Source organism: Pseudoruegeria sp. SK021 (assembly GCF_002119405.1).
GTDB lineage: Bacteria > Pseudomonadota > Alphaproteobacteria > Rhodobacterales > Rhodobacteraceae > Meridianimarinicoccus.
Window position 1 is genome coordinate 300,740 of the sequence record NZ_MTBG01000001.1, and the last position, 13,254, is coordinate 313,993.

The window sequence follows — 13,254 nt, forward strand, 5'->3', positions numbered from 1 at the left end:
AAAAGCGTCAAGCGCGAAGCAATGTTGCCCCTCTGCCGTGGATCGACTAGCACAGTCGCCAGAACACCAGCGACAATGTGGGACTGTAGCGACATGGCCAGGCAAAGACACCGAACCGCACGCGGGCGGAAAGTGACAGCAATCGCCGGCGTGTTGCTCTTTGGCACACTCACCGCTACGGCCCAAAGCACGGGCACTGGCACTGGCAACCCCGACAGCGTCACCCAGCAATATGCCAATGGCGGCGTTTATACCGGGGCGATGACCGGCGGCAAACCGGACGGTTTCGGCACTTACACCCTGCCCAATGGTTATGAGTATTCCGGCGATTGGGTCGATGGCGCCCGCACCGGACACGGCACCGCGAACTTTGTCGACGGCTCGGTCTATGAGGGCGCGATTGTTGACGGCACCCCCAATGGCACCGGCCAGATCGCGCTGCTGGATGGCTCGGTCATCCTCGGCACGTGGACCGATGGGGTGCTCAGCGGTCCGGCCACCGCCACCTATGCCGATGGGTCGGTCTATCAGGGCGATTTCGTCGACAACCAACGGCACGGCAACGGCACATGGTCCCGCCCCGACGGATATGTCTACGAGGGCGGCTGGATCGACGGCATGCGCAGCGGCGCGGCGACAATCACCTACCCGGATGGCTCCACCTATGAGGGAGAGATGCTGTCGGACCGGCGCAACGGCAAGGGCACCATGGTGATGACCGACGGGTTCATCTACGTCGGGGACTGGGTCGAGAACCAGATGGGCGGCTTTGGCCGCGTCACCTATGCCAATGGCGACGTCTATGAGGGCGTGCTGGCCCAAGGGCAGCGCCATGGCAACGGCAAGATGACCTATGCCAATTCCGACGTCTACGAGGGTGCCTTCGCCGCAGACCAACGCAGCGGCATCGGCACCTTTCGCGGCACGGACGGCTATCTTTATGACGGCGAATGGCAAGGCGGGCAGCATCAGGGCAAAGGCCGTCTGGTCTATCCCGACGGCTCGATCTTCGAGGGCAACTTTGCCGCCAACCTGCCCCAAGGCGCAGGCCGGATCACCTATCCCAGCGGCGACAGCTATAGCGGCAACTGGGTCAACGGCGTGATCGATGGCCAAGGCACCAGCCGCCGCGCCAATGGCACCGTCTATACCGGCGGCTTCGTCGACGGTCAGCAGCAGGGTCAAGGCACCTTGGTCACCGCCGACGGCTATAGCTTCGAAGGCAATTGGGACGCTGGGCTGCGGACCGGCCAAGGCAGCGTCACCTATGCCGACGGCACCACCTACACGGGCGGCTTCCAAAACGATCAGTTCCACGGCACCGGCACCCTGACCGTCCCCGATGGCATGACCTATACCGGCGAATGGAACGATGGCGCGATCACCGGAACCGGCGTCGCCCGCTATGCCACCGGCGATGTCTATGAGGGCGCCTTTGTCGACAGCAAGCGCGAAGGCCGTGGCACCCTAACCTATGCCACCGGCGAAGTGCTGAGCGGCATCTGGACGAATGGCGTACTGACCGAGCCGGATGCCCCAGCCACAACCGCACCGGACGCTCCCGCTACGGGCGCAACCGATCCTGACACAGACCCAGCTGAAACGCCTGAATAAAGCCCTACAGACCCGGCGCGGGCCTCACCCCTACACCCCCGCGCCATTCCGCCCAAACGCCTGAAAGGGCGGACGAATTTCAGCCCCTAACCCAAGGGCACCCGAAGGCTGCCTCGGCGACGAGGCGGTTAATTCGCGCTATGGGGTTGAAAAATTTCATGTTTTGGACTACTCCACGTTAACCCCAACTCTCCACACGCGTTGCATCATCCGGTGTTCGAAGCGCTATTGAACCTATGGAAGGCAACAAATGTTCTCCAAAATCATGTGTCCTGTCGATCTGGCCCATGCCGCCAAACTGACCCGTGCGCTTCAAGCCGCAGCCGATCTTGGCACCCAGTATGACTGTCCGGTCTGCTATGTGGGCGTCACCGGGGAAACCCCGGGGGCGGTGGCGCATTCGCCAAAAGAATATACCGCCAAGCTTGCGGCATTTGCAGCCGAACAAGGCGCGCAACACGGGCACAAGGTTACCTCCCATGCCTGCATCAGCACCGATCCCAGTGCCGATCTGGACAAGCAGTTGCTTGCCGCAGCCACGACGCTGGACGCGGATCTGATTGTGATGGCCTCGCATATTCCCGGACTGGCCGATCATCTCTGGCCGTCCCATGGCGGACAGATCGCGCGCCGCGCCAAGGCTTCGGTCTTCGTCATTCGCTGATCCGCGCGCCGCGCCTCCCCTTTTTCTTTGTCTCTCTCAGGAGTCTTCATGACAGATACCTCCACCGATCCATCCGGGATACCGGAGCCAGATGGCGCAGCAACGCCCATCGATACGGATTATAATATCGGACAAGACAATGTCGAAGGATCGGTCGGTCCGATCGGCTTTGACATTCACAACCCGGTCTTCATGACCTCGGGCGTGACCATCATTGTCTTCGTTCTGCTGACGTTATTGCTGCCCGACCAATCGGGCGCAGTGTTCTCGTGGCTGTTCGACACCGTCACCAAAAGCTTTGACTGGCTCTTTATTGGCGCCGGCGACATTTTCGTCATTTTCTGCCTGTTTTTGATTGTCAGCCCGTATGGGCGTGTCCGGCTTGGCGGCGTGGATGCCACTGCCGACTACTCCTATATCGGCTGGTTCTCGATGCTCTTTGCGGCCGGCATGGGCATTGGCCTGATGTTCTATGGCGTGTCCGAACCCATGAGCCATTATTCATCGGCCATGGGCGGGATCACGCTGGAAAACGGCGCGCGCACCGACTGGGCACCTCTGGCCGGCGCCGCTGGCAACGAGGCCGAGGCCGTGCGTCTTGGCATGGCGGCCACCATCTATCACTGGGGCCTGCATCCTTGGGCGATCTACGCGGTGGTCGGACTGGCGCTGGCGTTGTTCAGCTTCAACAAAGGCCTGCCGCTCACCCTCCGCTCGGCCTTCTATCCGATCTTCGGCGAACGGGTCTGGGGCTGGACCGGACATGCCATCGACATTCTGGCCGTCTTTGCCACCCTGTTCGGTCTGGCCACCTCGCTGGGCTTGGGCGCAACACAGGCCAATGCTGGTCTGAGCGAGTTGTTCGGCGTCCCGTTCAGCACGACCACGCAGGTTGTGTTGATCATGGTCATCACCGGTTTTGCGCTGATCTCTGTGGTTCGCGGCCTTGATGGCGGCGTCAAGATCCTGTCCGAGATCAACATGGGTCTCGCCTTCACCCTTCTGGCCTTCGTACTGATCGCAGGCCCGACCGTGGCCATTCTGACCGGCTTTGCCGACAATCTGATGGCCTATTTCGAATATCTGCCCGCGCTGGCTGTCCCGTTTGGGCGTGAAGACGTGAACTTCAGCCAAGGCTGGACTTCGTTCTACTGGGCGTGGTGGATCAGCTGGTCGCCGTTCGTCGGCATGTTCATTGCCCGCGTCAGCCGTGGCCGCACCGTGCGGGAATTCGTCACCTGCGTGCTGTTGATCCCCAGCCTCGTTTGCGTGCTGTGGATGTCGACCTTCGGTGGCACCGCGATCCATCAGGTGCTGAACGACGGCTATACCGCCGCACAAGAAGCCCCGCTTGAGCTGAAAATGTTCAAGATGTTCGACATGTTGCCGCTCTCCAGCATCACCTCGCTGCTGGGCATCGTCTTGGTCATCGTGTTCTTCGTGACCTCTTCGGACAGTGGTAGCTTGGTGATCGACACCATCACCGCAGGCGGCAAGGTCGATGCGCCGGTACCGCAGCGGGTGTTCTGGTGCATCTTCGAAGGCACGGTTGCGATTGTGCTGCTGTTGTCGACCGGCGGGCTGGCTTCGCTCCAGTCTATGGTGATCTCAACCGGCTTGCCGTTCACCATTGTCCTGCTTGTGATGTGTTATGCGATTATTCGTGGTCTGGCCACGGAACCGCGCGGCTCATAACGCGTTACATATACTCCTGCCCGCCCCGTCCGTGTCCCTCCACGGGCGGGGCATTTTTTTGCCGGATTGCCCTAGGGTCAGACACAGCCGGCACCCTCATCACTTTTTCTCGGCCTATTTTTCGACCTATTCGCCTATATTTTGTGCGTTTGTGCTTTATTGAAGCAGTTTTTCGGGCGCAACGCCCACCTCCTTACCATTTCCTGTTCCGACCACCCTGCCTGTTGCGCAACCTCTGGGCGCAACCCGGCAGTTCGCGCCGGACACACAGACCGAGAGTGCAGCAAGCGACGACCCGCCTAGGGCCTGTCTTGCGGTGATCTTGACAACAGGAACGCAGCGTCTGGCCGCCAACGGCCCGGAACGATGACACGCCGGGCCATCACCCCACGTGTCACGACGCTCATGAAGGTACGGGAAATACTATGACTTCGTTCAGAAAATTGCTCATCGGCGCCAGCCTCGGCGCGACCCTCTTGTCCTCCACCGCCCTCGCGGCCTCCGAAGACGGCCCGATCAAGGTCGGCGTCCTGCACTCCTTGTCAGGCACCATGGCGATCTCGGAAACCACGCTCAAGGACGCGGTCCTGATGCTGATCGACGAGCAAAATAAAAAGGGCGGCATCGACGGGCGCATGCTGGAAGCCGTGGTCGTCGACCCGGCCTCTGATTGGCCGCTCTTTGCCGAAAAGGCCCGCGAACTGATTGAAGCCAACGAGGTGGACGTCGTCTTCGGCTGCTGGACCTCGGTGTCGCGCAAATCGGTGCTGCCGGTGTTCGAAGAACTGAACTCGATCCTGTTCTACCCGGTGCAGTACGAGGGCGAAGAAAGCCAGTATAACGTCTTCTACACCGGCGCCGCGCCGAACCAGCAGGCGATCCCCGCCGTGGATTACCTGATGGCGAACGAAGGCGTTGAACGCTGGGTGCTGGCCGGAACCGACTATGTCTATCCCCGCACCACCAACAAGATCCTCGAAGCCTACCTGATGGACCAAGGCGTCGCCGCCGAAGACATCATGGTCAACTACACCCCGTTCGGACATTCCGATTGGCAGACCATCGTCTCGGACATCAAGACCTTCGGTTCGGCGGGCAAGAAAACCGCAGTAGTCTCGACCATCAATGGCGATGCCAACGTGCCGTTCTACAAAGAACTGGGCAACCAAGGCATTGAGGCCACCGATATTCCCGTCGTCGCCTTCTCGGTTGGCGAAGAAGAACTGGCCGGTCTCGACACCACCCCACTGGTCGGCCACCTCGCCGCGTGGAACTACTTCATGTCGGTGGACAGCCCCGAGAACGACGCGTTCATCGACACATGGCTGGACTTCACCGGCAATGACGACAGCGTCACCAATGACCCGATGGAAGCCACCTATATCGGCTTCAACATGTGGGTGAAGGCAGTCGAAGAAGCCGGCACCACCGATCCCGACGCTGTCATCGCTGCCCTGCCGGGTATCGAAGTGCCGAACCTGACCGGTGGCACCTCGGTCATGCTGCCGAACCACCACATCACCAAACCGGTTCTGGTTGGCGAAATTCAGGACGATGGCCAGTTCAGCGTCGTTTGGGAAACCGATGGCCTTGTCGCCGGTGACGCATGGTCCGACTTCCTGCCAGAAAGCGCCGTGCTGACCTCGGATTGGGTCGATCTGAAATGCGGCAACTACAACACCCAGACCGAGACCTGCGGCGGCTCCTGATCGCGCCACGTCTCAGCCTTGCGGCGGCGCCCCTTCGGGGGGGCCGCCCTACCGGACGCCCCATTCCCCCGTCCCGCCGGAGTTTCCATGACCCATTTGCGTTCCTATCTGTTCACCGTGCTCACCTGTGTGGCCGGGCTGCTGGCCACCATGGCCACGGCTCAGGATTTTGACGCGCTGGTCGCCTCCCTTCCGGACGGAAATTTTGACGACCGCGCCGCTGTCGTCGGCCAGATTGCCGCCTCTGGCGATGACCGCGCCGTTGGCCTGCTCGAAGCCCTCAGCGACGGGGAATTGCAGGTTCTGAAATCCGATGGCCGCCTTGTCATCGTCACCGACGTCAAAGGCGTGGACATCGCCGCCGACGCCCTGACCGGCGCGGAAGCCGGCGTCGTGCCGCGTCGCGGCGCCAGCGCCATCCGGGTCAATAACAGCCTGCGCCGGACCATCGGTGCTGCCATCGGCATCCTGACCCTGTCCAGCCCCGATCCCGCCCGCCGCCTGACCGCGGCCGAGGCCGCCTTCCGCGCCCCGGACCCAGACCAGCTAGACCTGTTGCAAACCGCAATCTTGGACGAAACCGACCCCCGGGTCAGCGCCGCCTTAAAAAGTGCCATCGCCGCGACCACGCTGGCGGGCGACAGCACCGTCGCCGACAAATTGGCGGCAATCGCCATCCTCAAGACCCAAGCCAATCAAGCCGCGCTTGGCATCCTGACCCCATTGGTCGCCGCCCCCGATGCCCAGATTGCCGCCGCCGCCGCCGATGCCGTCGATCAGATCGAACGCACGCAAAAACTGTGGTCTGGGGCGCAGAACGTCCTTTTCGGCATCTCGCTTGGCTCGGTCCTGCTGCTGGCCGCGATTGGTCTGGCCATCACCTTCGGCGTCATGGGGGTCATCAACATGGCCCATGGCGAGTTGGTGATGATCGGGGCCTACACCACCTTCGCGGTACAAGAGGTCATCCGAAATTCCTTTCCCTTCCTTTTCGACTGGTCCCTGCTAATCGCCGCCCCCCTCGCCTTCCTGATGGCCGGTGCGGTTGGCGTGGCCATTGAACGCGGCTGTGTCCGCTTCCTCTATGGCCGTCCGCTGGAAACCCTGCTGGCCACATGGGGGGTCAGCCTGATCCTGCAACAGACCGTGCGCTCGATCTTCGGCCCCAACAACCGCGAGGTCGGCAACCCAAGCTGGATGTCCGGCGCCTTCGACATCGGCCACCTGACCATCACCTATAACCGCCTGTGGATTTTCGTCTTCGCACTGGCCGTCTTCGCCATTTTGCTCTTCGTGATGAAGAAAACCCCGATCGGCCTGCAAATGCGCGCCGTGACCCAGAACCGCGCCATGGCCGCCAGCATGGGCATCCGGACCGGCTGGGTCGATGCCATGACCTTTGGCCTTGGGGCCGGGATTGCCGGTCTGGCCGGGGTCGCCCTCAGCCAGATCGACAACGTCTCGCCCAACTTGGGCCAAAGCTACATCGTCGACAGCTTCATGGTCGTGGTCTTCGGCGGCGCGGGCAATATCTGGGGCACCCTTGCCGGGGCGTTTTCCATCGGCATCGCCAACAAGTTTCTCGAACCCTATTCCGGCGCCGTCCTGGCTAAGATCATCGTGCTGGTCTGCATCATCCTGTTCATTCAGAAGCGTCCGCGCGGCCTGTTCGCCGTCAAGGGCCGGGCGGTAGACGGATGACCCATCCCGCACAGGTCCGATACCGGTCCGACGAAAGTCCGATCAAAGTCCGACATAAGTCCGACACCCGTTTTTTACGATCCGAAGGGGGTTCCACATGGGCCTGATCGACCGCCGCATGGGCATTTTTCTGGCTGGCCTGTTCATCCTCACCGTCGCCATTCCCGTCGGCAACCTGCTGATAGATGGCAAGCCTGTCCCCTCCTATCTCGTGAGTTTGTTTGGCAAATATCTGTGCTACGCCCTGCTGGCCGTCGCCTTGGATCTGGTCTGGGGCTATTGCGGCATCCTCAGCCTTGGACACGGCGCGTTCTTTGCCTTGGGCGGCTATGCCATGGGCATGCACCTGATGCGCCAAATTGGCGACCGGGGTGTCTATGCCAACCCCGATCTGCCTGATTTCATGGTGTTTTTGAACTATTCCGAATTGCCGTGGTTCTGGCATGGCTTCGACATGTTCTGGTTCGCCTGCCTGATGGTGATGCTGGTGCCGGGGCTGTTGGCCTTCGTCTTCGGCTGGTTCGCCTTCCGCAGCCGCGTCACCGGCGTCTACCTGTCGATCATCACCCAAGCCATGACCTATGCCCTGATGCTGGCCTTCTTCCGCAACGAAATGGGCTTTGGCGGCAATAATGGCCTGACCGATTTCAAGGACGTGCTGGGCTTCAACCTGCAATCAGACAGCACCCGCGCGGGCCTGTTCATCCTGTCAGCCATCGCCTTGGCCGCCGGCCTGCTGATCGCCAAGGCCATCACCAACTCAAAGCTGGGTAAGATCCTGATTGCGATCCGAGATTCCGAAAGTCGGACCCGGTTCCTTGGCTACCGCGTTGAGGAATACAAGCTGTTCGTCTTTGTGGTCTCGGCAATGATGGCCGGGGTTGCGGGCGCGCTGTACACACCGCAGGTCGGCATCATCAACCCGGGCGAATTTAGCCCCGCCAACTCCATCGAGATCGTGATCTGGGTGGCCTTGGGCGGGCGCGGCACGCTGGTCGGTGCGGCCATCGGTGCCTTCCTAGTGGCACTGACCAAGACCCTGCTGACCGGCTGGTTGCCCGAAGCGTGGCTGTTCGCCCTCGGGGCGCTGTTTATCTTCGTCACCCTGTTCATGCCCACCGGCGTTCTTGGGGTGATCGAATCCACCCTGCGGCGCAAACCCGCCCCCAAACCAACCCAAGAGGCCTCCGTATGAGCGTTCAGCTGTCCCTTGATGGCGTTTGCCGCAGTTTCGACGGCTTTAAGGCGATCAACAATCTGTCCCTGACCATCGAGAAGGGCGAATTGCGCGCGGTCATCGGCCCGAACGGCGCAGGTAAGACCACGATGATGGACATCATCACCGGCAAGACCCGCCCGGATGAAGGCGAGGTCCTGTGGAACCAGACCGTCGACCTGACCAAGACCGACGAGGCCGGCTCGGCCCGGCTGGGCATCGGCCGCAAGTTTCAAAAACCCACCGTGTTTGAAACCCAGTCCGTCAAGACCAACATCGCCCTGTCGCTGAAGGAGCCGCGCACGATCTGGGCGACGTTGTTCCACCGCTCCAGCGCCGCCGAAGATGCCCGCATCGCCGAGCTGTTGGATTTGGTAAAACTGTCCGCCGTCGCCGACTGGATGGCCGGGGATCTCAGCCACGGACAGAAGCAATGGCTAGAGATCGGCATGCTGCTGGCGCAAGATCCCGAATTGCTGTTGGTGGATGAGCCCGCCGCGGGCATGACCGATGCCGAAACCATGCGCACCGCCGACCTGCTGCGGTCCATTGCGGGCAAGCACACGGTCGTGGTGGTCGAACATGACATGGATTTCGTCCGCGCCCTGAACTGCCGGGTAACGGTGCTGCATCAGGGCCATGTGCTGGCCGAAGGGTCGCTGGACCACGTCTCGGCCAATGAACAAGTCATCGAAGTCTATCTGGGGCGCTAATCAATGTTGAGTGTTGAAAACGTAGACCTGCATTATGGCGCGGCACAGGCGCTGCGGTCGGTGTCCCTCACCGCCGAGCCCGGCAAGGTCACAACCGTCCTCGGCCGCAACGGCGTCGGGAAAACCACCCTGTTGCGGGCCATTGTCGGGCGCAATCAGATTTCTGGTGGCCAGATTGCATGGAACGGGTCGGATCTGGGCCGATCCAAGCCCGATGCCCGCGCCCGCGCTGGCATTGCCTCGGTGCCGCAAGGCCGCGAGATTTTCCCCCTGCTGTCGGTTCAAGAAAACCTGGAAACCGGCTTTGGCATGTTGCCCCGGTCCGAACGCTATGTGCCGTCAGAAGTGTTCGACCTGTTTCCCGTCCTCAAGCAAATGCTGGGCCGTCGCGGCGGCGACCTGTCGGGCGGCCAGCAACAGCAACTGGCCATTGGCCGGGCCATGGTGATGCGCCCGTCCCTGCTGGTTCTGGACGAGCCAACCGAGGGCATCCAACCGTCGATCATTCAGGATATTGGTCGGGCGATCAGCTATCTGCGCAATCGCGGCGACATGGCCATCCTGTTGGTCGAGCAATATTACGACTTCGCCCGCGATCTTTGCGACACGTTCCACGTCATGGACCGGGGCCAGATCGTCAAATCCGGCACCCGCGCCGAAATGGTCGATGACGAGGTGCGCGCCCTGCTCACCGTCTAAGCGTGCGCAGAACGGGTCCTGACGGATGAACCCTGCCGCCCTTCTGGCTCGGTCAGGCCTTGGCCTCATCGACAGAAGGACGGAATAGAGAACTATAAAATCATCGGTCCGGCTTAATATTTCTTGGGCACATACAATTCCGGCGGCAGCACGGCGCGTTCATATTCGGTGTTGTGCACCCGGTCGGGCAAGGTGACCTCTTCTTGCGGCACCGGCTCATAGGGGATCTGACTCAGCAGGTGGTCGATGCAGTTCAGGCGCGCCCGCTTCTTGTCGTTGCCTTCAACGATATACCACGGCGCTTCGGGAATATTGGTCCGGGCAAAGGTTTCTTCCTTGGCCTTGGTATAATCTTCCCACCGCACCCGACTTTCCAGATCCATCGGTGACAGTTTCCACTGTTTCATCGGATCGTGGATCCGCATCTGAAACCGCATCTGCTGTTCTTCGTCGGTGATCGAGAACCAGTATTTCACCAGCCGGATCCCCGACCGCACCAGCATCCGTTCAAATTCCGGCACGTCATTGAAAAATTGTTCGACTTGATCTTCGTTGGCAAAGCCCATCACCCGCTCCACGCCCGAGCGGTTGTACCACGAGCGGTCGAACAGAACGATCTCGCCCCCGGCGGGCAGGTGCGGCACGTAACGCTGAAAATACCACTGGCTTTTCTCGCGCTCGCTGGGCGCAGGCAGGGCAACCACCCGGCACACCCTTGGGTTCAACCGCTGGGTAATCCGTTTGATCACCCCGCCCTTCCCGGCCGAATCGCGCCCTTCAAAGACCACCACGACCTTTTCGCCGGTATGCTCAACCCAATCCTGTAGCTTGATCAGTTCCGATTGCAGATACAGCAGTTTTTGAAAATAATCGTGGCGTTCCAGCGATGGCGGATGCGCCCGGCGATAGATTTTGCGGATCTCCATCGACAGCGCCGGTTCCGACAGCTCCAACTCGAAATCTTCGTCCAGCGTATCCGCCAGCTCGGCCGCCAGCCAATCCTTGCCAAATTCGGGGGTGTGGTCTTCGGCCATGGGGCGCTCCTTCGGACTGCGGTCACAATCAATTTGGACTCAATGGCGAACTATCCCGCGCACGTAACGGTTTTGCAAAGGGCTTTTGCGCTGACTGCTGGCTCAGCCCTCCCGCCAGTCAAAGAAACCCGGATGCGCCCGCGCCAACAACCCCGCAGCCAATGACCGCCCCAGTTCGGCGCCGTCCTCGATCGGGGCGCTGGCCATATCCGACAACGCCTCGGAGCCGTCAATGCGCAGGATCTGGCCGCGCAACCGCACGGTGCCGCCTTCCAGCTCCGCCAGCCCGGCAATCGGGGTCTCGCACGATCCGTCCAATGCGGCCAGAAACGCCCGTTCCGCCATTAGCCGCTGGCCGGTTGGCCCATCATGAATCGCTTCCAGCATCGCGGCCACGGCGACATCTTCGGACCGCCGTTCAATGCCGATCGCCCCCTGCGCCACCGCCGGCAGCATCTCGTCGGGCGAAATGGCCGACCGGGCGACCTCGGGCATGCCGAGCCGGTGCAACCCCGCCATCGCCAAGAAGGTCGCAACCGCCACGCCATCGTCCAGCTTTTTCATCCGGGTCTGCACATTGCCGCGAAATTCGACCAGTTTCAGATCCGGGCGAACATGCGCCAACTGCGCCCGCCGCCGCAAACTGCTAGAGCCCACCACCGCCCCTTCGGGCAAATCGGCCAACGCAGCAAAGTGCGGCGATACGAACCCGTCGCGCACGTCTTCCCTTGGCAAATAGCAATCCAGCACCAATCCGCCCGGCTGCAGGGTCGGCATATCCTTCATCGAATGCACCGCAATATCGATGGCGCCCGTCAACATTGCGTCTTCGATCTCGCGGGTGAACAGGCCCTTACCGCCGATTTCCTTCAAGGGCCGGTCCAAAACCTTGTCGCCGGTGGTTTTGATTGGCACAATCTGAAAGGCCTCAGCGGGCAGATCGAACGCTGCCGCCAACCGGTCACGGGTCTCATGCGCCTGCGCCAGCGCCAGCAGCGATCCACGGGTGCCGATTTTCAGCGGTTGCGCAGCAGAAGGAAGGTCATATTTCATTATTTTCACCTGAACCCATCTGAGTGGGTTACCTGTATGGGGGCACGCAGCGCGTTGACATTGGACGGGACATGCGGGACGACCCGAAGTCAGGAATAAGCGAGGAAACCGATGGCGGAAACCAAAAAGCTGCTGAAAAGCCTCAACGGCGATGTTCAGACCATTCCCCCGATCTGGATGATGCGACAAGCTGGGCGCTATTTGCCGGAATATCGTGCCACCCGGGCCCAAGCTGGGGACTTTCTGTCGCTGTGCTATAATTCCGAACTGGCCGCCGAAGTGACCTTGCAGCCGATCCGCCGCTTCGGGTTTGACGCCGCGATCATGTTTGCCGACATCCTGTTGATCCCCGACGCATTGGGCGCAGATCTGTGGTTCGTCACCGGCGAAGGACCCCGGCTATCCACCACCACCACCGAGCAGGATTTTGGCAAGCTGGTCCATGCCGACGCCATCCATGACCATCTGGCGCCGATCTATGAAACCTTGCGCATCCTGAAGCGCGAATTGCCCGCCGAAACCGCGCTGATCGGGTTTGCAGGCGCGCCATGGACCGTGGCCACCTATATGATTGCCGGTCGCGGCACCCCGGATCAGGCCCCGGCGCATCGGCTCAAGGCCGAAAACCCGGCGCTGTTCAACGCGATCATCGGGCGGCTGACCAATGCCACCATCGAATACCTGTCAAAACAGATCGAGGCCGGGGCCGAAGTGGTCAAGCTGTTCGACAGTTGGGCCGGGTCGCTGAAAGGCGCTGACTTCACCAATTACGCGCTGGAACCCACCCGCAAGATCATTTCAGCCCTGAAAGCCCGCCACCCGAACGTGCCGGTCATCGCCTTTCCGCGCGAAGCGGGCGACGGCTATATCGGCTTCGCCAAAGCGACCGGCGCGGATTGCGTGGCGCTGGACAATTCGGTCAGCGCGCAATGGGCGGTGGACAATATCCAGACCGAGGTGTGTGTGCAGGGCAATCTGGCGCCGCAGCATATGGTCACCGGCGGTCAGCCCCTGATCGACGAAGTGCTGCGCATCCGCGAGACGTTCTCGAAGGGGCCGCATATCTTCAATCTCGGTCATGGCATCACCCCGGACGCCAATCCCGACAACGTCGCGCTGATGATCGACACCCTGCGCAACGGCTAGGCCCGGCGTA

11 protein-coding genes are annotated in these 13,254 nt (G+C 61.3%); 9 read left to right on the forward strand and 2 right to left on the reverse strand.

Annotation, left to right across the window (positions count from 1 at the left end; genetic code table 11):
* Positions 1 to 132: 132 nt before the first annotated feature.
* From BV911_RS01390 to urtE, 8 genes are all read left to right on the forward strand, one after another.
* Complete coding sequence (locus BV911_RS01390; RefSeq protein ID WP_240512100.1) at positions 133 to 1,614, forward strand: MORN repeat-containing protein; 1,482 nt, start codon at positions 133 to 135, stop codon at positions 1,612 to 1,614.
* Positions 1,615 to 1,864: 250 nt separating this feature from the next.
* Positions 1,865 to 2,278 (forward strand): universal stress protein, encoded by a 414-nt coding sequence (locus BV911_RS01395; protein WP_086051783.1) that lies wholly within the window; start codon positions 1,865 to 1,867, stop codon positions 2,276 to 2,278.
* Positions 2,279 to 2,326: 48 nt separating this feature from the next.
* Entirely contained in the window at positions 2,327 to 3,973 is a 1,647-nt protein-coding gene (locus tag BV911_RS01400) for a BCCT family transporter (RefSeq protein ID WP_086051784.1), read from the forward strand.
* A gap of 425 nt (positions 3,974 to 4,398) precedes the next feature.
* On the forward strand, positions 4,399 to 5,682 hold the full coding sequence (gene urtA, locus BV911_RS01405; protein WP_086051785.1) for an urea ABC transporter substrate-binding protein: 1,284 nt from the start codon (positions 4,399 to 4,401) through the stop codon (positions 5,680 to 5,682).
* An 87-nt stretch (positions 5,683 to 5,769) separates the two neighbouring features.
* Positions 5,770 to 7,383: an urea ABC transporter permease subunit UrtB gene (gene urtB / locus BV911_RS01410; protein ID WP_086051786.1), complete on the forward strand. Its 1,614-nt coding sequence runs from the start codon at positions 5,770 to 5,772 to the stop codon at positions 7,381 to 7,383.
* Between the two features lie 97 nt (positions 7,384 to 7,480).
* Positions 7,481 to 8,578, forward strand: coding sequence for an urea ABC transporter permease subunit UrtC (gene urtC, locus BV911_RS01415; protein ID WP_086051787.1), 1,098 nt, complete (start codon positions 7,481 to 7,483; stop codon positions 8,576 to 8,578).
* Positions 8,575 to 9,312 carry an urea ABC transporter ATP-binding protein UrtD gene (gene urtD, locus BV911_RS01420; protein WP_086051788.1) on the forward strand — a complete coding sequence of 246 codons (738 nt, stop codon included), beginning with the start codon at positions 8,575 to 8,577 and terminating at the stop codon, positions 9,310 to 9,312. The genes urtC and urtD overlap by 4 nt, the downstream gene beginning before the upstream one ends.
* Positions 9,313 to 9,315: 3 nt before the next feature.
* Entirely contained in the window at positions 9,316 to 10,011 is a 696-nt protein-coding gene (gene urtE / locus BV911_RS01425) for an urea ABC transporter ATP-binding subunit UrtE (protein WP_086051789.1), read from the forward strand.
* Positions 10,012 to 10,124: 113 nt separating this feature from the next.
* On the opposite strand, the gene ppk2 is transcribed toward urtE, so the two are convergent.
* Together ppk2 and hemC are read right to left on the reverse strand one after the other, a co-directional pair.
* The gene (ppk2, locus tag BV911_RS01430; protein ID WP_086051790.1) at positions 10,125 to 11,045 is read right to left on the reverse strand and encodes a polyphosphate kinase 2; all 921 of its coding nucleotides are present in this window, start codon (positions 11,043 to 11,045) and stop codon (positions 10,125 to 10,127) included.
* A 102-nt stretch (positions 11,046 to 11,147) separates the two neighbouring features.
* A complete protein-coding gene (gene hemC / locus BV911_RS01435; protein ID WP_086051791.1) occupies positions 11,148 to 12,098 on the reverse strand; it encodes a hydroxymethylbilane synthase in 951 nt (316 codons plus the stop codon).
* Positions 12,099 to 12,209: 111 nt separating this feature from the next.
* On the opposite strand from hemC, the gene hemE reads away from it, so the two are divergent.
* Positions 12,210 to 13,244, forward strand: a complete 1,035-nt coding sequence (gene hemE, locus BV911_RS01440; protein ID WP_086051792.1) for a uroporphyrinogen decarboxylase — start codon at positions 12,210 to 12,212, stop codon at positions 13,242 to 13,244.
* Positions 13,245 to 13,254: the final 10 nt, after the last annotated feature.

Excerpts from the sequence above, each read along its gene's own strand:
- hemC (WP_086051791.1), bottom strand. The coding sequence starts at position 12,098 with ATGAAATATGACCTTCCTTCTGCTGCGCAACCGCTGAAAATCGGCACC.
- urtD (WP_086051788.1), top strand. The coding sequence starts at position 8,575 with ATGAGCGTTCAGCTGTCCCTTGATGGCGTTTGCCGCAGTTTCGACGGC.
- urtB (WP_086051786.1), top strand. The coding sequence starts at position 5,770 with ATGACCCATTTGCGTTCCTATCTGTTCACCGTGCTCACCTGTGTGGCC.
- BV911_RS01400 (WP_086051784.1), top strand. The coding sequence starts at position 2,327 with ATGACAGATACCTCCACCGATCCATCCGGGATACCGGAGCCAGATGGC.
- urtA (WP_086051785.1), top strand. The coding sequence starts at position 4,399 with ATGACTTCGTTCAGAAAATTGCTCATCGGCGCCAGCCTCGGCGCGACC.
- urtE (WP_086051789.1), top strand. The coding sequence starts at position 9,316 with ATGTTGAGTGTTGAAAACGTAGACCTGCATTATGGCGCGGCACAGGCG.
- hemE (WP_086051792.1), top strand. The coding sequence starts at position 12,210 with ATGGCGGAAACCAAAAAGCTGCTGAAAAGCCTCAACGGCGATGTTCAG.
- BV911_RS01395 (WP_086051783.1), top strand. The coding sequence starts at position 1,865 with ATGTTCTCCAAAATCATGTGTCCTGTCGATCTGGCCCATGCCGCCAAA.
- urtC (WP_086051787.1), top strand. The coding sequence starts at position 7,481 with ATGGGCCTGATCGACCGCCGCATGGGCATTTTTCTGGCTGGCCTGTTC.
- ppk2 (WP_086051790.1), bottom strand. The coding sequence starts at position 11,045 with ATGGCCGAAGACCACACCCCCGAATTTGGCAAGGATTGGCTGGCGGCC.